The 22119-nt window shown below is 61.9% G+C and carries 18 protein-coding genes and 1 tRNA gene; 11 read left to right on the forward strand and 8 right to left on the reverse strand.

The annotated features are described in order from the left end of the window. Window positions 1–110: 110 nt before the first annotated feature. The 8 genes from ade to msrA all read left to right on the forward strand — a co-directional run bounded on the left by ade (window position 111) and on the right by msrA (window position 7314). A complete protein-coding gene (gene ade, locus ETW24_RS19460) occupies window positions 111–1913 on the forward strand; it encodes an adenine deaminase (protein WP_129372572.1) in 1803 nt (600 codons plus the stop codon). Then, on the forward strand, window positions 1910–3376 hold the full coding sequence (locus ETW24_RS19465) for an AMP nucleosidase (RefSeq protein WP_129372573.1): 1467 nt from the start codon (window positions 1910–1912) through the stop codon (window positions 3374–3376). The genes ade and ETW24_RS19465 overlap by 4 nt, the downstream gene beginning before the upstream one ends. A gap of 139 nt (window positions 3377–3515) precedes the next feature. Further along, the gene (locus tag ETW24_RS19470) at window positions 3516–3803 is read left to right on the forward strand and encodes an HU family DNA-binding protein (RefSeq protein ID WP_027256921.1); all 288 of its coding nucleotides are present in this window, start codon (window positions 3516–3518) and stop codon (window positions 3801–3803) included. 168 nt (window positions 3804–3971) lie between these two features. Further along, the gene (locus tag ETW24_RS19475) at window positions 3972–4595 is read left to right on the forward strand and encodes a LysE family translocator (protein ID WP_129372574.1); all 624 of its coding nucleotides are present in this window, start codon (window positions 3972–3974) and stop codon (window positions 4593–4595) included. Between the two features lie 71 nt (window positions 4596–4666). Then, window positions 4667–5572 (forward strand): DMT family transporter, encoded by a 906-nt coding sequence (locus ETW24_RS19480; protein ID WP_129372575.1) that lies wholly within the window; start codon window positions 4667–4669, stop codon window positions 5570–5572. Window positions 5573–5682: 110 nt separating this feature from the next. Continuing rightward, window positions 5683–6246: a DUF4202 domain-containing protein gene (locus ETW24_RS19485; protein WP_129372576.1), complete on the forward strand. Its 564-nt coding sequence runs from the start codon at window positions 5683–5685 to the stop codon at window positions 6244–6246. A gap of 106 nt (window positions 6247–6352) precedes the next feature. Continuing rightward, window positions 6353–6802: a peptide-methionine (R)-S-oxide reductase MsrB gene (gene msrB / locus ETW24_RS19490; RefSeq protein WP_129372577.1), complete on the forward strand. Its 450-nt coding sequence runs from the start codon at window positions 6353–6355 to the stop codon at window positions 6800–6802. Then, window positions 6799–7314, forward strand: coding sequence for a peptide-methionine (S)-S-oxide reductase MsrA (msrA, locus tag ETW24_RS19495; RefSeq protein WP_129372578.1), 516 nt, complete (start codon window positions 6799–6801; stop codon window positions 7312–7314). Before msrB ends, msrA begins: the two co-directional genes overlap by 4 nt. Before the next feature lie 150 nt (window positions 7315–7464). On the opposite strand, the gene ETW24_RS19500 is transcribed toward msrA, so the two are convergent. The 7 genes from ETW24_RS19500 to ETW24_RS19530 form a co-directional block, all read right to left on the reverse strand. Then, window positions 7465–9471: a hydantoinase/oxoprolinase N-terminal domain-containing protein gene (locus tag ETW24_RS19500; RefSeq protein WP_129372579.1), complete on the reverse strand. Its 2007-nt coding sequence runs from the start codon at window positions 9469–9471 to the stop codon at window positions 7465–7467. Between the two features lie 72 nt (window positions 9472–9543). After that, window positions 9544–10581: a tRNA epoxyqueuosine(34) reductase QueG gene (gene queG, locus ETW24_RS19505; protein WP_129372580.1), complete on the reverse strand. Its 1038-nt coding sequence runs from the start codon at window positions 10579–10581 to the stop codon at window positions 9544–9546. Between the two features lie 78 nt (window positions 10582–10659). Then, entirely contained in the window at window positions 10660–11325 is a 666-nt protein-coding gene (fzlA, locus tag ETW24_RS19510) for an FtsZ-binding protein FzlA (RefSeq protein WP_129372581.1), read from the reverse strand. Between the two features lie 66 nt (window positions 11326–11391). Beyond that, on the reverse strand, window positions 11392–12129 hold the full coding sequence (gene mtgA / locus ETW24_RS19515; RefSeq protein WP_129372582.1) for a monofunctional biosynthetic peptidoglycan transglycosylase: 738 nt from the start codon (window positions 12127–12129) through the stop codon (window positions 11392–11394). 99 nt (window positions 12130–12228) lie between these two features. Beyond that, the gene (gltB, locus tag ETW24_RS19520) at window positions 12229–16761 is read right to left on the reverse strand and encodes a glutamate synthase large subunit (protein ID WP_129372583.1); all 4533 of its coding nucleotides are present in this window, start codon (window positions 16759–16761) and stop codon (window positions 12229–12231) included. Further along, window positions 16758–17192 carry a GFA family protein gene (locus ETW24_RS19525; protein ID WP_164982779.1) on the reverse strand — a complete coding sequence of 145 codons (435 nt, stop codon included), beginning with the start codon at window positions 17190–17192 and terminating at the stop codon, window positions 16758–16760. The genes gltB and ETW24_RS19525 overlap by 4 nt, the downstream gene beginning before the upstream one ends. A 96-nt stretch (window positions 17193–17288) precedes the next feature. Next, window positions 17289–18728 (reverse strand): NAD(P)-dependent oxidoreductase, encoded by a 1440-nt coding sequence (locus tag ETW24_RS19530; RefSeq protein WP_129372585.1) that lies wholly within the window; start codon window positions 18726–18728, stop codon window positions 17289–17291. A gap of 241 nt (window positions 18729–18969) precedes the next feature. Between ETW24_RS19530 and ETW24_RS19535 the strand changes: the two genes are divergently transcribed. Beyond that, a complete protein-coding gene (locus ETW24_RS19535; RefSeq protein WP_129372586.1) occupies window positions 18970–19776 on the forward strand; it encodes an undecaprenyl-diphosphate phosphatase in 807 nt (268 codons plus the stop codon). Between the two features lie 60 nt (window positions 19777–19836). Here ETW24_RS19535 and ETW24_RS19540 read toward each other — a convergent pair whose 3' ends face one another. Beyond that, window positions 19837–20826 (reverse strand): complex I NDUFA9 subunit family protein, encoded by a 990-nt coding sequence (locus ETW24_RS19540; protein ID WP_164982780.1) that lies wholly within the window; start codon window positions 20824–20826, stop codon window positions 19837–19839. Between the two features lie 282 nt (window positions 20827–21108). Here ETW24_RS19540 and ETW24_RS19545 point away from each other — a divergent pair, with 282 nt between their 5' ends. Continuing rightward, entirely contained in the window at window positions 21109–21465 is a 357-nt protein-coding gene (locus ETW24_RS19545) for a globin domain-containing protein (protein ID WP_129372588.1), read from the forward strand. A gap of 98 nt (window positions 21466–21563) precedes the next feature. Further along, window positions 21564–21650: transfer RNA gene (locus ETW24_RS19550), tRNA-Leu, on the forward strand. Window positions 21651–22119 lie beyond the last annotated feature (469 nt).

Consider the following 22119-nt stretch of genomic DNA (forward strand, 5'->3'; position numbering starts at 1 on the left):
GCAACGCCAAATGCGTCAGCCCTCGGCGCCTTTCCACCGCCCGTATGAAGCTTTGATGGCAAAGCCAGCAATCCGCTTGCCTTCCCGCGCGCAATCGGAACAATTGGAATATGTCAGAAAACATTTTTCCTAGCTGGCCCGACTCCGCCCCTCAATTGATCGACGTCGCAGCCGGCCGCGCGCCGGCGGATACAGTGATCCGGCAGGGTATCTGGGTCAATGTCCACACCCGCGAGCAGCTGCCCGGCCATGATATTGCGATCAAGGCCGGCCGCATTGCTTATGTCGGACCGGATGCCTCTTATTGCACCGGGCCTGAGACGCAGATCATAGAGGCGCATGGCCGCTACATGATCCCGGGCCTCTGCGACGCCCATATGCATATTGAATCCGGCATGCTGACCCCGGCGGAATTCGCCCGCGCGGTGATCCCGCATGGCACCACCTCGATGTTCACAGACCCGCATGAGATTGCCAATGTTCTGGGTCTGGACGGGGTGCGCTATATGCATGACGAGGCGCTGATGCAGCCCGTCAGCATATTCACCCAGATGCCGAGCTGCGCGCCGTCGGCGCCCGGGCTGGAGACCACAGGCTATGAAATCTCTGCCGAGGACGTGGCAGAGGCAATGAACTGGCCTGGCATCATCGGCCTGGGGGAGATGATGAATTTCCCCGGCGTTGCCAATGCCGACCCCAAGATGCTGGCTGAAATCGCCGCCACCCAGCGCGCGGGCAAGACCGTGGGCGGCCATTATGCCTCTCCCGATCTTGGCCCTGACTTCGCAGCCTATGTGGCAGGCGGTCCGGCGGATGACCACGAGGGCACCTGCGAGGCCGACGCCATTGCACGGGTCCGCCAGGGGATGCGGTCGATGATGCGGCTGGGCTCGGCCTGGTACGACGTCGAAAGCCAGATCACTGCGGTGACGGAAAAAGGGCTGGACCCGCGCAATTTCATCCTTTGCACCGACGACTGCCATTCCGGCACGCTGGTCAATGACGGACATATGAACCGGGTTGTGCGCCACGCGATTGCCTGCGGCTGCGATCCGGTGGTTGCCCTGCAGATGGCCACCATCAACACCGCCACCCATTTCGGGCTGGAACGCGAGATCGGCTCGATCACCCCTGGCCGCCGGGCTGACGTGATCCTGACCTCCGACTTGCGTGAATTGCCTATCGAACTGGTTGTCGCACGCGGGCAGATCGTCGCGGAATCAGGCACTATCAAGGTCGAATGCCCGCACTACACCTGGCCCGCCAGCGCCCGCGGCACAGTGCATCTGGGTCACGAACTGACGGCGAAAGACTTTGAGCTTACCGCGCCCGAGGGCGCCAATGCGGTCACCGCCAATGTGATCGGTGTTGTGGAAAACCAGGCCCCGACCAAGGCGCTGCAGGCAGAACTGCCGGTTGTGGACGGACTGGTCGAGGGCGCGGGCGATGTCTGCCAGATCGCCCTGGTCGAACGCCACCGCGCCACAGGCGGCGTCACCAACGCCTTTGTCTCCGGCTTCGGCTACACCGGCAAAATGGCGATGGCCTCAACCGTGGCGCATGACAGCCACCACATGATCGTGGTCGGCACCGACCGCAATGAGATGGCGCTGGCAGCCAACCGCCTGTCCCAAGTGGGCGGCGGCATCACCCTTTACAAGAACGGCAAGGAACTGGCCCTGGTTGAACTGCCGATTGCCGGCCTGATGTCCGACAGCCCCGCAACCGAGGTGGCTGCCAAGGCGCAAGTCATGATGGAAGCGATGGAAGCCTGCGGCTGCAGCCTGAACAACGCCTATATGCAGCACTCGTTGCTGGCGCTGGTGGTGATCCCTGAGCTGAGAATTTCCGACCTTGGCCTGGTCGACGTGCGCACTTTTCAGAAAATTCCGGTAATCGAGCCTGCTCAATGATAACAACAAAACACCCCGGCCACCCGCCAACAGAAACTTTCAACGACGCAACCGAAGCGGTTGACCGGCTTGAGTTGCTTTACCGGCAGGCCACCGGCTTCATCTGCGAGGAATTCAGCCGTGCAATGGCTGACGGGGCGCCGGACAACCAGCGCATCCGCGCCTTTTACCCGGAAATCCGGTTCTCCACCACGAGTTTTGCCCAGGTAGACAGCCGCCTCAGCTTTGGCCACGTTTCTGCCCCCGGCACCTATGCTACCACGGTGACGCGGCCGGACCTGTTCCGCAATTACCTGATCCAGCAGATTACCCTGCTCATTCGCAACCACGGTCAGCCAGTGACCATCGATGTCTCTGACACTCCGATCCCGGTGCATTTTGCAGTCGCCTCACGCCCCGATTTGACGGTGCCGCAGGACGGTGCAGCCGGGTTCACCCTGCGCGACGTATTTGACGTGCCGGATCTGTCGACCACCAATGACGATATCGTCAACGGCACCTATCAGCCGCCTAATGGCACCGGACCGCTGGCGCTGTTCACCGCACAGCGCATCGACTACTCGCTGGCCCGGCTCAGCCATTACACTGCCACCAGCGCCGAGCATTTCCAGAACCACGTGCTGTTCACCAATTACCAATTCTATGTCGCCGAATTTGAAGCCTACGCCCGCTCCCAGCTGGCGGATCCGGACTCCGGATATACCAGCTTTGTCAGCACCGGCGACCACGAGATCACCGATCCCTCAGCTGTGATACCGGCGATAGGCAAGCTGCCGCAGATGCCCACCTATCACCTGAAGCGCGCAGACGGAGGCGGCATCACCTTGGTCAACATCGGTGTCGGCCCGTCCAATGCCAAAACCGCCACCGATCATATCGCGGTGCTGCGCCCGCATGCCTGGCTGATGGTCGGCCATTGCGCAGGCCTGCGGAACACTCAGGCAATGGGAGACTTTGTACTGGCGCATGGATACTTGCGCGAAGACCACGTGCTGGATGATGATCTGCCGGTTTGGACACCGATCCCGGCGCTGGCGGAAATCCAGGTCGCACTCGAAGAGGCCGTGGCCGAGATCACTGAATACGAGGGTTTTGACCTCAAACGGATCATGCGCACCGGCACCGTCGCCACTATCGACAACCGCAACTGGGAATTGCGCGACCAGTCCGGTCCGGTGCAGCGGCTGTCACAATCCCGCGCCGTCGCGCTGGACATGGAAAGCGCCACCATCGCCGCCAATGGCTACCGCTTCCGGGTGCCTTATGGCACGCTTCTGTGCGTCTCCGACAAACCGCTGCATGGGGAGCTGAAGCTGCCGGGCATGGCCTCGGACTTTTACCGGACACAGGTTGCACGGCATCTGCAAATCGGCATAAGAGCAATGGAGCGGCTGCGCGGAATGCCTCTGGAGCGGCTGCACAGCCGGAAGTTGCGCTCGTTCGATGAAACGGCCTTCCTCTAAGGTTGAATTTTGCAGTTTTCCTAGAAAAAGTACCTATTTTCACCTGCTCGGTGCGCACAAGAAGTTGTGTTATCATACAACATAACGATAATATCCGGCGATGAGGCCCTAGAGTTCGGGCAGTTTAAGGAGACGAAGAATGTCCAAACCGATGACCAAAACCCAGCTTGTTGCCGCTCTGGCCGACGAAATGGGCAGCGACAAAAAAGTCGCAGGTTCCGCTCTGGAAGCGGTCTGCTCGCTGATCACCCGCGAAGTGTCGGGCGGCGGTGCCGTGACCCTGCCGGGCGTCGGCAAGATCTATTGCCGCGAGCGCCCCGAGCGCGAAGTGCGCAACCCGGCCACCGGCGAGAAGTTCACAAAAGAAGCCGACAAGGTTGTGAAAATGACCATCGCAAAGGCGTTGAAAGACAGCGTGAACGGCTGATACCGGCGACAAACCGGACGGTTTCAGGGCTGCCCGCACGGGCGGCCCTTTTCTTTTGCCCGGATGTTGTCCGGCTGCGGAAAAGCTTCGCCCCCGGCCGCAGCGATGTTGCTTGCCTATAGCCCCCGTCAAGCGCACCCTGCTGTCACGCCGAGGGAGGACTGCTGCATGACTGACGTGAATCTTATCCTGATCCTTGGGGCCGCGCTCTTGGCCGGTGCCAGCCCCGGCCCCGCGACGCTGACCATCGCCGGCACCGCCATGCAGCGCGGCCGCACCGCCGGGCTGGCCGTTGCCGCCGGCGTCAGCAGCGGTTCGCTGATCTGGTCCGTTTCCGCAGCTTTTGGCCTCGGCGCAGTGATGCTGGCCAATGCCTGGATTTTTGAGGGCGTTCGCTATTTCGGTGCAGGCTACCTGATGTATCTCGCGCTGCGCTCGGCCCGTTCCGCGCTGCGCCCCGGAAACCCGGAACTCAAGGTTTCTGCAGCGGGGTCCTTGCGTGCAGCTTATGCAAAGGGGCTGGCCCTGCATCTGACCAATCCCAAGGCGGTGCTGTTCTTTGGGTCGCTTTACGCCATCGGCATCCCGCCCGGCACCGAGCCATCAGCGCTGCTGACGGTGATCGCCGCCATCGCCGTGCAAAGTACGCTGATCTTCCACGGCTACGCCATTCTGTTCTCCAGCACCACTGCCAGCCGGGTCTACATCCGCCTGCGCCGCGGGTTTGAGGCCCTTTTTGCCGCCGCCTTTGGCGCCGCCAGCTGGCAGATCCTAATGGCCAAGCTCAGCTGATCCCGGTTCAGCCCAGCTTGATCTCCACTATCAATTGCCCGAAGGTCCGCTCCGGGAGAAAGGTACTCACAATGGATGCGCGCGCTATAGCCATGGGGCTGGCCTTTGCCTTGATGTGGTCCTCTGCTTTCACCTCCGCCCGGATCATCGTCCAAGACGCCTCGCCGCTGTTTTCCCTTGCGGTGCGGTTCCTGATCTCCGGCCTGATCGGTGTCGCCATCGCCCGCGCCATGGGCCAGACATGGCGGCTGACGCCGGGCCAGTGGCGCGCCACGGTGATCTTCGGCATCTGCCAGAATGCGCTGTACCTCGGCTTGAATTTCGTCGCCATGCAATGGATCGAGGCCTCGCTGGCCGCGATCATCGCCTCCACCATGCCCTTGCTGGTCGCGCTGGCGGGCTGGGCGCTGTTCGGCGAACGGCTGCGCCCCCTGGGCTATGCCGGACTGGCGGCAGGCGTCCTCGGCGTGGCATTGATCATGGGCACGCGGCTTGGCGCTGGCGTCGACCTGTTCGGAGTGTTCCTGTGCGTGATCGGCGTGCTGGCGCTGACCACTGCAACGCTGGCATTGCGCGGCGCCACCTCAGGCGGCAATTTCATGATGGTGGTGGGGCTGCAGATGCTGATCGGCTCTGCCATCCTGTTTATAGCAGCTCCGCTGACCGAGGAAATCTTCGTCCGCCCCACCCTGCGGCTGGCGCTGGCCTTTACCTATACCACGGTGGTGCCGGGGCTGATGGCCACCCTCATCTGGGTTATGCTGCTGAACCGCATCGGCGCAGTGCGGGCTGCCACCTTCCACTTCCTCAACCCGGTGTTCGGCGTGGCCGTCGCCGGCGTGCTGCTGGGTGAAAAACTGGGGCCGCTCGATGTGCTGGGGGTGGCCATTGTCACCGGCGGAATTCTCGCCGTCCAGCTTGCCCGCAAGCCTGCGCAGCCGCCAGCGGCGCTCTCCCGCACGGCAAAACCGGGCTGATGCCCGTTCCCGCCCGTTGGGTCCGGCACGCTTGACGGCGTGCGGACCGTTGCAACCTTGCGCGCTTCCGCTTTATTCTGATCCTCAAAGACCCAACAGGAGGACGCGGCATGAGCGCGCAATTGACCCAGGTGCTTGCCGCCATCGACGCCGCCAACGCCCAAGACCCCAACCATGAGGACGGCCAGCCTGCCGCACTGCTTTATGGCCAGCGTATGAGCGAACAGCAGATGCGCCTGTTCCCCGATGCCTCTGAGGCGCTGCAAATCGCCGCCCGCGGCCAGCATGTGGAACGCTGGAAGCTGCAGCGCAGCAGCTACCCTGAAGGCCGCGCCGGCTATCTCGCCTGGCGCAAAGCCGAAGCCGAACACCACGCCCAGGTGGTCTCTGCCCTGATGCAGGAGGCAGGCTATGGCGCAGACGATGCAAACACCGCCGCAAGGATGCTGCGCAAGGAGGGCATCAAGCGCGACGATCAGGTGCAGGCTCTGGAAGACATCATCTGTTTTGTCTTCCTGAAGTGGTACTTTACCCCCTTTGCCGCGAAACATCCGGCGGACAAGGTCCAGCGCATCGTCGAAAAAACCGCCCGCAAGATGTCGCCTGAGGCCCGCGCCCGGGTGTTGACAGAGTTCGACCTGCCCGAAGATCTGGCCGGCGCCTTCACAGCCTGACCAAACCCGCCCCCGCACACGGCTTTGCGAGCCGCCTGTAACAGGGCATTGCATTTGCGCCCTCACACCCCATGTTTTGCGACAAGTAAACAGGCGGGAGGACACCATGACCAAATACACCAAAAATCCGGACGCCATTGCCGCCCTCTCCGAGGAAGAGTTCTATGTAACCCAGAACGCGGGTACAGAACGCCCCGGCACTGGCAAGCTGTTGAGCAACAAGGAGCCTGGCATCTACGTCGACATTGTCTCGGGCGAGCCGCTGTTTGCCTCCTCGGACAAATACGAGAGCGGCTGCGGCTGGCCCAGCTTCACCAAACCCATTGAAACCGCACATGTGCAGGAACTGGAAGACCGCACCCTCGGCATGATCCGCACCGAGGTTCGCTCCACCTATGGCGACAGCCACCTTGGCCATGTCTTCCCTGACGGTCCAATGGACCGGGGCGGTCTGCGCTATTGCATCAACTCCGCCTCCCTGCGCTTTGTCCATCTGGACGATATGGAAGCCGAGGGCTATGGCGCCTACATCAACCAAGTGGAGGTCGTGAATTGAGCACCACCGAACGCGCCGTCCTGGCAGGCGGCTGTTTCTGGGGCATGCAGGAACTGATCCGCAAACGCCCCGGCGTCATCAGCACCCGCGTCGGCTATACCGGCGGCGATGTGCCCAATGCCACGTACAGGAACCACGGCACCCATGCCGAAGGGATCGAGATCATCTTTGATCCCGCAGTCACCTCCTACCGCGAGCAGCTGGAGTTCTTCTTCCAGATCCACGACCCGACCACGCTGAACCGCCAGGGCAACGACCTCGGCGCCAGCTACCGCTCGGCGATCTACTACGTCGACGAGACGCAAAAGGCCGTGGCCGAGGACACCATCGCCGACGTCAACGCCTCCGGCCTCTGGCCCGGCAACGTGGTGACAGAACTCAAACCTGTGGGTAACTTCTGGGAAGCCGAGCCAGAGCACCAGGACTACCTGCAGCGGCTGCCAACCGGCTACACCTGCCATTTCGCGCGGCCCGACTGGGTACTGCCGAAACGAAATGCAGCCGCAGAATAGGCTCTAACAACTTACTTTTAGCCCCGCCGCACCCCGGCGGGGCTTTTCAATGCCGAATCTGCGGCTCGCACCCTTGCTTCCTCTTGCCGAAAATATCCCCGCCGGAGGCAGCGGGTTTTCCCTGAAAACCCGGTTCAAAACCCCAGGCGCCTAGGCGTGCGCCACCCGCGGCCGCCCGCTGGCTTCCACCGTCAGCGTACCCTCAACAAAGACCTCCCGCGATTCCACCTGTGCCGTGCGGATATCCCGCTCCACATGCACGTGAATATCCTCGGCACCGGCCTCTTCCGCCTCGCCGCGGGCCTCTTGCGCCAGGGCCGCCTCCAGCGCCTCCAGCGCTTCTCCGGACTGTGTATAATCCACCGGCCCGCTCTCCAGGTGAACCCGGTACTTGCCCTCAGCGGGCGAGGTCACGGTGCCGCTGCGCCGCATGGTGACGCGGCCCACAACCGCACCGATGGCATTCGCCACACCTGCATGTTCCGGCAGGATCATATTGCAATGCAGCCGCTCCGCCACCGCCGGGTAATAGCTCGGGGCAGAGGCGCCAAGCCCGACAACATCCACATTCAGCACAGCATCCAGCGCCAGCAGGCCACGGTGCCGGGCCAGCCCCTTTTGCAGCAGCACATGCCGGGCCAGCTCTTTCTCCGGCAGGCCAAAGCTCTCTGCTTCTTCGGCAAAAGCAGACTCTAACAAGGTCAAAGCGGTTTGCTCGGTCAGCTGAGCGATGATCATCTGCGCCAACGCCCCGGCATCCTGTGCCGCCATATCACCGCTGCCAACCCGGCGGCGGGCAAACAGCGTCAGCGCTTTCTCCGCTGCCTCGCGGTCCCAGGCGTCCACCCGGCCTAGAACGTGGCTCGCATCCGAGGGAGACACGCCAGAGACCTGCACCAGCCCGCGGTCCACCAACCGGTTCAAGGAGCCGTGCTCCATCCGGGTACGCAGGATCTGGCCCAGAGGATGCACCTGCATCCCGATGCGTCCAAGCAGCCCGGCCTCGCGCTCGCTCAGACCCGCAACCGGCACCCCCGGCACCGCCCGCACAAACCGGCCGTCATACTCACCCACGGTGGAATTGCGCAGCTGCTCATCCAGCGCAGCGTGAACAACCTCAGGCGCATCCGTGGCAATCAACGACACCGGCACCACCCGGCGCGGCCCCAATGTCAGCCCGCCCGCCAGGCCGCTGGTGTTCAAATGCACCTGGCTGTCGCCGCCCAGGCCGGTGGTGCGCATCGCCACCGCCTCGACCATGGTGCGGAATTCGCCAACCCGGGCCCCCGCCGGATCAATCGCCGGCTTGCCATCCTTGATCAGCGCCACATCCGTTGTGGTGCCGCCAATGTCGCTCACCAGCGCATGATCCGCCCCGGTCATCCAGCGCGCGCCGACTATTGAGGCCGCCGGGCCGGACAGGATGGTCTCAATTGGCCGCTCCCGCGCCTGCCCGCCGCTCATCAGCGCGCCGTCGCCGCGCACGACCATCATCGGCGCCTTGATACCCAGATCGCGCAACGTGTCCTGCGCCCGCCCGATCAACCGGTCGATCATCCCGATAAGCCGCGCGTTCAGCACCGCGGTCACCGCCCGCTTAGGCCCGTTCAACTTGGCCGACAACTGGTGCGAACAGGTGGCAGGCGCCCCGGTCATCTCGTGAATGATCCGCGCCGCCTCAATCTCATGCGCCGGATTGCGGGTGGCAAAAACCCCGGCAACCGCAAAGCCGGTCACCCCCTGACCCTCGGTGCGCAGGAACATCTCCAATGCCTCCACGTCCAAGGGCGCCGCCTCGCTGCCCGCATGGGTATGCCCGCCGGCAAGCACAAGCGCCGGATCGCCTTTCAAGGCATCCTTCAATCCGTGCCGGTCCAGATCGCTCTCGGCAAAACCAATATAGATCAGCGCCACACGGCCGCCCTGGCCCTCGACCAGCGCATTGGTGGCCAAGGTCGTGGACAGAGCCGCCAGCGACACCTCCTCCGGCTGAACCCCCGACTGGTCCAGCACCGCCCGGATCGCACCGCCAACGCCAATCGCCAGATCCTGCCGCGTAGTCAGCGACTTGGCCGAGGCAATGATTTCCTTCTCGTCGCGGATCAGCACCGCATCGGTATAGGTTCCGCCCGTATCCACACCCAAGAGCAGCGTCATGCCCGGTCCTCTCCGCTTCTGTTCGCCGGACAGGGTCTAACGCCTATTTGCGCCGCGTCCATCCTGTTTGCGTCACGAAAGCTGCTGAACTGCCCATCGCGCCGCGTCCGCAACTGCCGGATCAGGGTCCTCCGTCAGCCTGCGTGCCACGTCCCGAAGGTCCGGCTGGCAGGAATTGCCGATGGCATAGAGCACATTGCGCACAAACCGGTCCCGCCCAATCCGCTTTATCGGAGAGCCGGAAAACAATGCCCGGAATGCCGCGTCGTCCAGAACCGCCAGTTCCGCCAGTTTTGGCGCCTTCAGATCATCGCGCGCAGCATAGCGCATATCACTCGCCGCCACCGCAAACTTGTTCCAGGGGCAGGCCGCCAGACAGTCATCGCAGCCGTATATCCGGTTGCCCAGTTTCCCGCGCAGCTCTTCATCCACCGGCCCCTTGTGCTCAATGGTGAGGTAGGAAATGCAACGCCGCGCATCAACCTGATAGGGCGCCGGAAAAGCATCAGTCGGGCAGCTGTCCAAACAGGCCCGGCAGGACCCGCAGCGATCCCGCTCAGCGTGATCGGCAGGCAGCTCAATTGTGGTGAAAACAGAGCCTAAAAAGGCCCAATTTCCCCAATCGCGGCTCACCAGATTGCTGTGCTTTCCCTGCCAGCCCAATCCAGCCGCCATCCCCAGCGCTTTCTCTGGCACTGGCGCGGTATCAACAAAGACCTTGACCTCACAGTCCTCACCCGCCTCGGCAATCAGCCAGCGCGCCAGCCGTTTCAGCCGTTTCTTGACCAGGTCGTGATAATCCTTGTTGCGGGCATAGACTGAGACTGCTCCGCGGTCCGCCTGGCCAACCACTGCCATCGGGTCCTCGTCCGGCGTATAGCTCTCCGCCAGCATGATCACCGACCGCGCATCCGGCCACAGCAGCGCCGGGTCGCCCCGCCAATGGGTGCGCTCCGCCATCCAGCCCATCTGCCCGTGATACCCGGCGTCCAGAAACGCCTGCAGGCGCCCGGGCACCTGCGGCACGTCCCACGGACGGCAGATCCGGCAGGAGACAAATCCCTCGGCCAATGCCTGCGCCACCAGCCGTTCTTTCAGCGCTGCACTCATCTTCTTTCTGGTCCCAAATACCCCGGGGTGAATTGGGCCAAAGGCCCAAGAGGGGCAGCGCCCCTTGCCCCGTTGATATCAGAAATCCAGATCAGTGTAATGCGGCGGCGGCCGGAACCCCGGCACCTGATCCGCCAGGATCGACCGGAAAGCAGGCCGTGACTTGATCTTGGCGTACCAGTCCTTGACCACCGCCGAGCGGTTCCAGTCCACGTCCGAGATATAATCCAGCGACGACAGATGCGCAGCCGCGGCAAAATCCGCCAGCGTCATCATATCGCCCGCCAGCCAGCGCCGGTGGTCCAGCAGCCAGGCCATGTAATCCAGATGGTATTTAATCGCCTTGGCGCCGGCTTTCACATTGCGGCTGTCGGGATAGCCCTCACCGGTGATTTTCTTGTTCACCCGCTCATACAGCAGCTTCGACGTCACCTCGCTGTGGAACTTGTCATCGAACCAGCTGACCAGCCGGCGCATCTCATAGCGGCCTTCGGCATCGCGGGGCATCAAGCATGGCTCAGGTCGGGTTTCTTCCAGATACTCGCAGATCGCCGCGCTTTCGGCCATCATCTTGCCATCCAGGCGGATCACCGGAATCTTTGCCGCCGGGTTCCGGCGCAGGAAATCAGCATCCTGCTCCCAATAGCGCTCCTCGACCAATTCCACCTCAATTTTCTTTTCCGCCAGTGACAACCGCACCTTGCGGCAAAACGGGGACAGGGGAACATGATAAAGGCGCGCCATGGCTACAGAGGGTCTCCAAAAAACTTACAGCGGATGGCCCAGCAATGCCCCGCCAGCAGGAAAGATTCAATCCTCGAAACAGGCCGCCCGCCCGTCTGCGCGAATGGTGGCCGCCCCATCAGCGATCTGTGCGGCGCGGCGCTGCAGAAAACCGCTGGGCCGGCGGGCAGAGCGGTCCTTGGGATTGGGCAGCACAGCGGCAATCAGCGCTGCCTGACGCGCACTCAGCTGATCCGGGCCAACACCGAAATATTTGCGCGCCGCAGCTTCGGCGCCAAACACCCCCTCGTCCATTTCCGAGACGTTCAGGTAAACCTCAAGAATCCGCCGCTTGCTCCAGACAATCTCCACCGCCGGAGTCAGCAGCGTCTCCAGCACCTTGCGCGGCCAGCTGCGGCCCTGCCACAGGAACACGTTTTTGACCACCTGCTGCGAAATGGTAGAACCGCCGCGGGCACCGCCTGCCTCAATCGCCGCCTGGATGGCGCGGGCATCGAACCCCCAGTGACGGCAGAACTGCGCATCCTCGGCCGCCACCACCGAGCGCGCCAGAACCGGAGCGATCTCTTCCAGCGGCACCCAAATCCGGTCCACCTCACCCAGGCGGCGCTGTTCTGCCCAGATGGTGTGGGTGATCGGCGGGTTCACCACCGAAAACAACAGGATGAGGAAGACGAAACCCGCCGCCGCAGCCAGCGCCGCCCGCAACAGCCAGCGCCGCAGCCAGCGAAAGGGCTGGACCTTCAGCTTTACCGCCTTCTTACTGCTCTTGGCTTTCTTCTTTTTCGCAACTGCCTTTGCCATGCCCCTCTATAGGCCAGCATGCCCCCGGTGACCAACCGCCAAAAAGAAAACCCCGCAAGCATTTGCCTGCGGGGTCTGATTACCAGCCTCTAACTTGGCTTATTCCGCCGGAACGGCCGCCTGTTCCTGCATCACCGGATGAGCCAGCTTGCCAAGCATCTCTTTCGGGCAGACCTGCAGGAAATTGGCCTTTTCGATGTCCCAGTGCTGCAGGATCTCTGCAGCCTTGCGGCTGCCGGTTTCCTCCAGATGGCGGGCGATCAGGGTCTTCAGCTCTCCCTCCCAATGCGCCACGGTGACCGGGCAGGTGACAAGCGATTCCATGTTCATCATGGTTTCTGCCTTGCGGTCGGGATCATAAAGATAGGCCATGCCGCCGGTCATGCCCGCACCAAAGTTGGCGCCTATACTGCCAAGAATCACCGCGACACCGCCGGTCATGTATTCACAGCCGCAGGCACCGCAGCCCTCGATCACCACCGAGGCACCCGAGTTGCGCACCCCGAACCGCTCGCCTGCGCGGCCGGCGGCAAACAGATAGCCGTCGGTGGCGCCGTACAGAACGGTATTGCCGATGATGGTGTTTTCAGACGCATTCAGCGGGCTGACCTGCGGCGGGCGTACCACGATGGTGCCGCCCGACAGGCCCTTGCCGACATAATCGTTGGCATCGCCTGACACTTCCAGCTTCAGTCCCGGTGCAGCAAAGGCACCCAGCGACTGCCCGGCCGAACCTTGCAGCTTCACCGTCAGATGATCCGGCTGGAAGGAGTTCCGCATGCCGAAGTTACGCACGATATGGCTGGAAGTGCGGGTGCCCACGGTACGGTGGGTGTTCTGCACCGCATAAGACAGCTGCATCTTCTCGCCGTCCTGCAGGAAGCGGGCGGCGTCGCGCACAATCTCCGCATCCAGCGTGTCCGGCACCGCATTGCGCTCCTTGTCGCGGTTGTAAACGATGTTGGCCGAGCCATCGACGGTGATCAACAACGGGTTCAGGTCCAGATCGTCCAGATGGGCGGAACCGCGCGACACCTGCGCCAGCAGATCCGCCCGTCCGATCACCTCATCCAGGCTGCGCGCACCGATAGAGGCAAGAATTTCCCGCACTTCCTGCGCATAGAAGGTGATCAGGTTCACCACCTTGTCGGCATTGCCAGTGAACTTACCGCGCAGCGCTTCGTCTTGGGTGCAGACCCCCACAGGGCAGGTGTTGGACTGGCACTGGCGTACCATAATGCAGCCCATCGCGATCAGCGCGGCGGTGCCGATGCCGTATTCCTCGGCCCCCAGCATCGCCGCCATCACAATGTCCCGGCCGGTACGCAACCCGCCGTCGGTGCGCAGCGTAACCCGCTCGCGCAGGTTGTTCATCGCCAGCACCTGGTGCGCCTCGGTCAGGCCCATCTCCCACGGCAGACCCGCATATTTGATCGAGGTCGCAGGCGACGCCCCGGTGCCGCCGTTATGGCCCGAAATCAGGATCACATCCGCCTTTGCCTTGGCCACGCCGGCAGCAATTGTGCCAACGCCGGAGGATGCCACCAGCTTTACCGTCACCTTGCAGCGCGGGTTGATCTGCTTCAGGTCGTAGATCAGCTGCGCCAGGTCCTCGATCGAGTAGATATCGTGGTGCGGCGGCGGCGAGATCAGGGTCACACCCTTGGTCGAGTGGCGCAGGCGGGCGATCAGGTCGGTGACCTTCATCCCCGGCAGCTGGCCGCCCTCGCCGGGCTTGGCACCCTGGGCCACCTTGATTTCCAGCTCTTCGCACTGGTTCAGATATTCTGCTGTGACGCCAAAACGGCCCGATGCCACCTGCTTGATCTTGGCAGACGGGTTGTCGCCGTTCGGCTCCGGCACGAAATGCGCCGGATCTTCGCCGCCCTCGCCCGAATCCGACTTGGCGCCAATCCGGTTCATCGCCACGTTCAGCGTCTTATGCGCTTCGGGCGACAGCGCCCCCAGCGACATGCCAGGTGTCACAAACCGCTTGCGGATCGAGGTGATCGATTCCACCTCCTCAATCGGCACCGGCTTGCCCAGCGGCTTCACCTGCAGCAGGTCGCGCAGGTGGATCGGCGGGTTTGACTGCATCTTCGCCGAATACTGTTTCCACAGCTCGAATGAGGCTCTGTTGCAGGCCATTTGCATCATATGCATCGAGGTCGCTTCCCAGGCGTGGGTCTCGCCCGACTTACGCGCCTTGTAGAAACCACCAATCGGCAGCACGCCTTCGGCTGAGGTCCAGGCCTTGGCGTGGATCTCCTCCGCCTTGGTCTGAATGCCGGTCACACCGATGCCGGAAATGCGCGAGGTCATGCCCGGGAAATACTCGGCGCACATGGCGCGCGACAGGCCCACGGCTTCAAAATTCAGACCGCCGCGGTAAGATGACACCACCGAAATCCCCATCTTGGCCATGATCTTCAACAGACCCTGGTCAATGGCTTCACGGTACCGCGCAACGTTTTCGGTCAGCGAGCCGTCCAGCAGCCCGCGGTCAATCCGGTCAGCCAGCGAATCCTCGGCCAGATAGGCGTTCACCACGGTTGCACCGCAGCCGATCAGTACCGCAAAATAATGCGGGTCGATGCACTCCGCAGACCGCACGTTCAGCGAACAGAAGGTGCGCAGCCCCTTGCGCGTCAGGTGCGAATGCACGGCAGAGGTTGCCAGAATCATCGGCATCGCCACCTTGCCCGCGCCTGAAAACTGGTCGGTCAGCACGATATGCCCCGCGCCCGAGCGCACCGCCTCCTCAGCCTCGGCCCGAATCCGCTCCAATGCCGCGCTCAGCGACCCGCGGCCCGGCGCAAAGGAACAGTCAATCTCTGCCAGCGGCGCGTTCAGCTGATCCACCAGCTTGTCCCACTGGGCATTGCCGACAAAGGGGCTCTCCAGCACGATGATCTCGGTCTGGCTGCTGTCTTCGTCCAGCACGTTCTTTAGGTTGCCGAACCGCGTCTTCAGCGACATCACCCGGAATTCCCGCAAACTGTCGATCGGCGGGTTGGTCACCTGGCTGAAGTTCTGGCGGAAGAAATGGCTCAGCGGGCGGTACATTTTCGACAGCACCGCAGACGGCGTGTCATCGCCCATCGAAGCCAGCGATTCCTTGCCGTCCTCGGCCATCGGCGCCAGGATCTGCTCCAGCTCCTCGATGGTATAGCCGGCCGCAACCTGACGGCGGCGCAGCTCTTCGCCGGTGAACAGCGGCTGCTCGGTGGCGCTGGCCAGGGTGGTATCCAGATCGTTGATCCGCTTGACCCAATCGCCGAACGGCAGCGCTCGGGACAGTTTGTCCTTGATCTGCTGGTCGTTGAACAGCTTGCCTTTCTGCATGTCGACAGCCAGCATCTGGCCCGGGCCCAGTGCGCCCTTTTCGACCACATTTGCCTCGTCAATCGGCACCATGCCCGCTTCGGAACCGGCAATCACCAGCCCGTCGCCGGTCACCACATAACGCATCGGGCGCAGACCGTTCCGGTCCAGGCCGGCACAGACCCAGCGGCCATCGGTCATCGCCAGCGCCGCGGGGCCGTCCCAGGGCTCCATCACCGAGTTGCAGTAGGAATACATGTCGCGCCAGGCCTGCGGCAGCTCAACCGCCTGCTTGGACCAGCTTTCCGGCACCAGCATGGTTTTTGCCATCGGCGCCGAACGGCCCGCACGCACCAGCACCTCGAACACACCATCCAAAGCCGCCGAGTCCGACGCGCCGCCCGGCACGATCGGCTTGATGTCTTCGGCATGATCGCCAAAGGTCGCCGACGCCATACGGATTTCATGGCTCTTCATCCAGTTCAGGTTGCCCTTCAGCGTGTTGATTTCGCCGTTATGGGCCAGCATCCGGAACGGCTGCGCCAGCCACCACTGCGGGAAGGTGTTGGTGGAATACCGCTGGTGGTAGATCGCAAAGGCGCTCTCGAACCGCGTATCCATCAGGTCAGGGTAGAACACTGCCACCTGCTCAGCCAGCATCATGCCCTTGTAGATGATCGACCTGCAGGACAGCGAGGCAATATACAGACCCGAAATCGCCGCGGCATTGGCCGCCTTCTCGACCCGGCGGCGGATCACATACAGCTCGCGCTCAAAGGTTTCCTCGTCCACGCCCTTGGCGTTGGAGATCAGAATCTGCTCGATCTCGGGGCGGGTCGCGTTGGCCTTTTCACCCAGGCAGGTCACGTCCACAGGCACATGACGCCAGCCGTAGATGGAATAGCCCATGCGCAGCACTTCGGTTTCCATGATGGTCCGGCAGCGTTCCTGGGCGCCGAAATCGGTGCGCGGCAGGAACACCTGACCGACCGCCATCAGCTCATCCTGGCGCGGTTCGTGGCCGGTGCGGCGGATCTGGTCGTAAAAGAACGGAACCGGGATCTGCACATGGATGCCCGCACCATCGCCTGTCTTGCCATCGGCATCCACTGCGCCGCGGTGCCAGATCGCCTTCAGCGCATCGATGCCGGCCTCAACCACCCTGCGGCTTTTCTTGCCGTCAACAGAGACCACCAGTCCCACACCGCAAGAGGAATGCTCTTCTTCTTCGGCATACAAGCCGTTCTCAGCCATCCACTTGCGCTTGGTTTCTTCGGCGCGCACCCAATCGGCATCAAATTTGGTCATTGGCTGTTTCCTTCTACGGAGGGGGCAAACATGTCGATCACGTCAGGGCCGGTCAGCTTCCGGCTGCTGCTGTCGAATACGTAACCCGCTGGCTTCTTGTCGATGTAAAGTTCCAGGCGCAATTCATTGCCGCCTGCGTTTTCAAACAGGCCAGCCGACATCTGCGTCTGGCCCTTATGTTCTCCTGCGGTCATCCGGTACCACAGCGCCGATCCGCATTTTCCGCAGAACGCCCGCTCAGCCCAGCCCGAAGACTCATAGGTCTGCACCGGACCCAGCGCGGCGTAACCGCTGGCCGCCTGAAAGCTCAGGAACGGGCCGCTGGCCCAGCGCTGGCACATTTCGCAGTGGCAGGCGGAAATGGAGGCGCGCGCGGGCGTGGCGGTGACAGTCACCGCGCCGCACATGCATTGTCCCTGCAATTCGCTCATGTCCATCTTCCTTCTGCTGGCTGGGTCAGCAATGCTGACCTTGCTGCTGTTCGCTCGCTGTTCCGCCGGTGCACAGACGGTGCACAGGGTGCCGGATTACTCCGCCGCCACTGCGGCCTTGCTGTTAAAGTTCTCCAGGATCGCTTCCGCGCAATCGCGGCCGTCCTTGATTGCCCAGACCACCAGCGACGCGCCACGAACGATGTCACCCACTGCATAGACGCCGCCCAGCTCGGTAGCGCCGGTCCTGAACGCCGCCTTGACGGTGCCCCAGCGGGTCACCGGCAACTCCGGCTGGTTCCACAGGGTGGGCAGCTCTTCCGGCTCAAAGCCCAAAGCCTTAATCACCAGATCGGCCTCCTCCACGTAGTCCGCGCCCTCAATCACCTCCGGCGCCTGACGGCCCGAGGCATCCGGCTGGCCCAGGCGCATCTTCTGAACCATCACGCCGGCGACTTTGCCGCCCTCGTCGGTGAAACCCTTGGGCGCAGACAGCCATTCAAACACCACGCCTTCTTCCTCGGCGTTCTGGGTCTCACGCTGCGAGCCCGGCATATTGGCACGGTCACGGCGGTAGAGGCATTTGACCGAGGTCGCGCCCTGGCGGATCGACGTGCGCACGCAGTCCATTGCGGTATCGCCGCCGCCAATTACCACAACTTTCTTGCCTTCGGCATTCAGGTCGCCGTTGTCGAATTCCGCAACTTCGTCGCCAAAGCTCTTCTTGTTCGACGCGCACAGGAAGTCGATTGCCTTGACGATGCCTTCGGAGCCGCTGCCCGGCATCGCCAGATCACGCGATTTATAAACACCGGTGGCGATGATCACTGCATCATGCTTGTTGCGGATCTCTTCAAACGAGATGTCTTCACCCACGTTGCAGTTCAGCACGTAAGTCACGCCGCCGTCCGCCAGCAGCTTGTTGCGGCGTTCCACCACGTCCTTTTCCAGCTTGAAGCTGGGGATGCCATACATCAGCAGCCCGCCGGCGCGGTCATAGCGGTCATAAACGGTAACCTGCACGCCGGCCTTGCGCAGCATGTCCGCCGCTGCCAAACCGCCGGGACCGGCGCCGATGATGCCGACGCTCTCGCTGCGCTCTGCCAGCGGTGCTGCGGGCTTGACCCAGCCGTTTTCCCAGGCGGTGTCGGTGATGTATTTTTCCACCGAGCCGATGGTCACGGTGCCATGGCCCGACTGCTCAATCACACAGTTGCCTTCGCACAGACGGTCCTGCGGACAGATGCGGCCGCAGATTTCCGGGAAGGTGTTGGTGGCCTGCGAAGTCTCGTAGGCTTCCTCCAAACGGCCGGTTGCGGTCAGGTGCAGCCAGTCGGGGATGTTGTTGTGCAACGGGCAGTGGCTTTGGCAATAGGGCACACCGCACTGGCTGCAGCGGCTGGCCTGTTCCTCGGCCTTGGCAGCAGCGTACTCTGCGTAAATCTCATTGAAGTCTTCCTTGCGCACACTCGCGTCACGCTTTTGAGGCATGTCGCGTTCGATCTGCACGAATTTCAGCATCGGTTGCTTGGCCACGGGCTGGACTCCATCGTTTGTCTGGCTGCGCTGGCACCTCTTCGGGTGCGGATACGCTTTATGTCAATATTGCTGACCTATTTAGACAGCTCTTGAATTCTGATACCGTGTTTTACGGAAATGTACAGGATTATTAAGTCCGAACCGGACCTGAATATCCGCTTTCCAATCCAGAGCCGGGATTTATACAGAGTCGCGACAGTTTACGGCCCATCGGCGGCCAGTGAAGGATGATTTCAGCATGCCGCTTTTTCAGCTGATCCTGATTGCGTTGATCCAAGGCATCACCGAATTCCTGCCAGTTTCCTCCTCCGGCCACCTGATTCTACTTCCCGGATTGACCGGGCTGGAGGATCAAGGCCAGGTGATCGACGTCGCTGTGCATATAGGCACCCTGGCGGCAGTGATGATCTACTTTTGGAGCGACGTGCGTGAGGGGCTTGCCGGCCTGCCTCGTGCCCTGACCGGCCGTACGGATACGCCGGGATCCAAACTCGCTTTGGGGCTGATCATCGCAACTATTCCCACCGTCCTGTTCGGTGCTGTGCTGCATTTCACCGGCCTCAGCGATGCGCTGCGATCAATGACGGTAATCGGCTGGACCATGCTGGGCTTCGGGTTGGTGCTGTACTGGGCCGACCAGAAAGGCGCCGAAGTGAAACAGACTGGCGACTGGGGCGTCCGCGATGCGCTGATCATGGGGCTGTGGCAGATGCTGGCGCTGATCCCAGGCACGTCACGTTCGGGCATCACGATCACTGGTGCGCGGCAGCTGGGCTATACCCGCGAGGACGGTGCCCGCATTGCCATGCTGATGTCGATTCCGACCATCATCGCCTCAGGTGTGCTGCTGGGAACCGAGGTGGCGCTGGAGGCCAACACCGCACTGATACGCGACGCGGGCATTGCCGCCGTGCTGGCGATGGCGGCAGCGCTGGCGGCGCTCAACCTGATGATGCGGCTGCTGCGCTCGGTCAGCTTTACGCCTTATGTGATCTACCGGGTGATTCTGGGTGTTGTCCTGCTGGCCATCGCCTACGGCAGCTGAACCTGAGATCAAAAGCGCGGGGAGACGCCCGCGCTTATTAATCCTTAGACGGTAAGAGTATCAGGCGCCGTTGCGCAGATTCCGGGCTGAGTTCGTCATCTCATCATACTGGCCGGAGGGGCGGAATTTCCACAGGTAATCCGGCAACACCGAACCCACAGTCACCGGGCTGACACCCAAATCACCGAAACCCTTGGCGCCCTCGGACACCACATTGTCCGCCTTCAAGCTGCGCAGCTGGTCGCGTGTCAGCACTTTGTTCTCAATCATCTGAAAACTGGCTGCCTGCAGCATGTCGAACCCGAAGGCCACCAGCCAAGCGGCAGGGCGCGGCAGCGACAGGATCAGGCGGCGCCGGTGGATCACCTCAAGCATCTGCACCATAAGCGCCCGGAAGCTTTTCACCTCGGGGCCGCCAAGTTCATAAATGCCGCCTTCGGCCTCGCCCAGCGCCCCCATGACGGCGGCCTTGGCCACGTCATCGACGAACACTGGCTGGAAATTGGTATTGCCCGCCGCGATCGGAAGCATCGGCGACAGCCGGGTCATGCCGGCAAAACGGTTAAAGAAGCCGTCCTCGGTCCCGAAGATGACCGACGGGCGCAAAATCACCGCGCCGGGAAAGCTCTGCAGCACCGCGGCTTCTCCAGCGGTTTTGGTTTTGGCATATTCGCTGGGACCGTCCGCATCGGCGCCAATTGCCGAGATATGCACCAGGCTGGCTACCCCCTGTTGCGACGCGATGCGCGCAATACGGCCTGCGCCTTCCGCATGGATGGCGCCAAACGAGTTTTTACCGAGTTCGTTCAAGACACCTACGCAGTTTACAACTGCATCTGCGCCCTGCATCACCGCAGCAACAGACATATCATCGCGAATATTGCAGAACACCGGTTCAACCTGGCCCGGAACGCCGTAAGGCTTCACATGCATGGCTTCGTTGGGACGGCGCACGGCCACCCGCACCCGCCAGCCTTCCTTGGCCATGCGCCGTGCAATGTAGCGGCCCACGAAACCGGATCCGCCATAGATCGTGACCAGTTTGGACATCATTTGGCTCCTGAACTTAGCTGCCCCTAAGCTCTAGCGCCGCAAGGGGCGCCAAACAAGGCGCAAAACCAGGGCTTCGGCTGCAATGGCGACAGAAACTGCAAGAGCCGTTAACAGCTTGCTGTGAATTGGGCGGTTTGGTTAACCCTGTTTTCAACCCTCCAACGCTAGAGTGGGGTGATGCAGCGGTAACATCTGTATCTGCACGTTTTCAGGAGGTCAGTCCCGGCGGTTAGTGAGCAGGACAAAAAGCTGATCCGGCAAAGCTTTGAAAGCGAGCGGATGAACATCGAAGCCTGTGTGGCGGCATTCTACGGAAATTTCTTTGCTGTCTGCCCCGATATCCGGAGCCTGTTTCCTGACGATTTGACCCAGCAAGAGGGAAAGCTGCTGGCCTCGCTGACCCATATCGCCGAAGCGCTGGATGACACCGGCCGGTTGGATTCGATCTTGCAACAGCAAGGTGAAAAGCATCGCAAACTTGACGTGTCAGATGCCCATTTCCATGGCTTCATAAGCAGTTTCACCAGTGCCCTTGCCGACACGCTGGGTCCGGACTGGAATAGCGAAACACAGCAGGCCTGGGCAAGATTACTGACTCACGTGGCTTTTAAGATGGACTTTCTCACTCGGCGATAGGGCGGCCTGGATCGGCATTCCATCTTAGGTTGGATCTTCGGCCGTTTTCCGTTTGACGCCCCCAGCGAACCACCTTATATGCCGGTCTCACGACACCTGCCCAGGTGGCGGAATTGGTAGACGCGCTAGCTTCAGGTGCTAGTGTTCGTAAGGACGTGGAGGTTCGAGTCCTCTCCTGGGCACCATTCCCCAAAATCATAAACATCTAAAACTCTCGGAATTTTACGATATCAGGCCGCCGCACCAACCGCCGGGCTTGATAATTGTTTTCCGAGCAACACTATCGGACACAATTTTTACAAGCAGTTTCGGACATCAAATTTCAGAAAACAACAGGTTCGGCACAAATTCATTTGACGACGAAAGCACGACAGATGATGCCCGTAAGGTCTATGTCATCTCAGCAATGAGGGTGAACACTATTGCAATGCAGGAGCTTTAGGACGCACCAGGCAGCAACAGCGCCACCGCCAGCAATACCACATTGGGAACAGGCTCAAATCTCGATGGTGATTTGGGTGGCCTATTTGACAGCTGAACCAATGGGGCAAACCCAGATATCGCCGCTCTGCCTATCGCTTTCGCAATCTGCGACAAGGGCGGCGGCGACACTCTGGACGTCAGCAACATTACCACCGGTCGCGACATCGGCAT

The sequence above is a fragment of the Leisingera sp. NJS204 genome, assembly GCF_004123675.1.
Lineage (GTDB): Bacteria > Pseudomonadota > Alphaproteobacteria > Rhodobacterales > Rhodobacteraceae > Leisingera.

Coding starts and splice junctions, on each gene's coding strand:
- ade (WP_129372572.1), top strand. CDS start 111: ATGTCAGAAAACATTTTTCCTAGCTGGCCCGACTCCGCCCCTCAATTG.
- ETW24_RS19465 (WP_129372573.1), top strand. CDS start 1,910: ATGATAACAACAAAACACCCCGGCCACCCGCCAACAGAAACTTTCAAC.
- ETW24_RS19470 (WP_027256921.1), top strand. CDS start 3,516: ATGTCCAAACCGATGACCAAAACCCAGCTTGTTGCCGCTCTGGCCGAC.
- ETW24_RS19475 (WP_129372574.1), top strand. CDS start 3,972: ATGACTGACGTGAATCTTATCCTGATCCTTGGGGCCGCGCTCTTGGCC.
- ETW24_RS19480 (WP_129372575.1), top strand. CDS start 4,667: ATGGATGCGCGCGCTATAGCCATGGGGCTGGCCTTTGCCTTGATGTGG.
- ETW24_RS19485 (WP_129372576.1), top strand. CDS start 5,683: ATGAGCGCGCAATTGACCCAGGTGCTTGCCGCCATCGACGCCGCCAAC.
- msrB (WP_129372577.1), top strand. CDS start 6,353: ATGACCAAATACACCAAAAATCCGGACGCCATTGCCGCCCTCTCCGAG.
- ETW24_RS19500 (WP_129372579.1), bottom strand. CDS start 9,471: ATGACGCTGCTCTTGGGTGTGGATACGGGCGGAACCTATACCGATGCG.
- queG (WP_129372580.1), bottom strand. CDS start 10,581: ATGAGTGCAGCGCTGAAAGAACGGCTGGTGGCGCAGGCATTGGCCGAG.
- fzlA (WP_129372581.1), bottom strand. CDS start 11,325: ATGGCGCGCCTTTATCATGTTCCCCTGTCCCCGTTTTGCCGCAAGGTG.
- mtgA (WP_129372582.1), bottom strand. CDS start 12,129: ATGGCAAAGGCAGTTGCGAAAAAGAAGAAAGCCAAGAGCAGTAAGAAG.
- gltB (WP_129372583.1), bottom strand. CDS start 16,761: ATGACCAAATTTGATGCCGATTGGGTGCGCGCCGAAGAAACCAAGCGC.
- ETW24_RS19525 (WP_164982779.1), bottom strand. CDS start 17,192: ATGAGCGAATTGCAGGGACAATGCATGTGCGGCGCGGTGACTGTCACC.
- ETW24_RS19535 (WP_129372586.1), top strand. CDS start 18,970: ATGCCGCTTTTTCAGCTGATCCTGATTGCGTTGATCCAAGGCATCACC.
- ETW24_RS19540 (WP_164982780.1), bottom strand. CDS start 20,826: ATGTCCAAACTGGTCACGATCTATGGCGGATCCGGTTTCGTGGGCCGC.
- ETW24_RS19545 (WP_129372588.1), top strand. CDS start 21,109: ATGAACATCGAAGCCTGTGTGGCGGCATTCTACGGAAATTTCTTTGCT.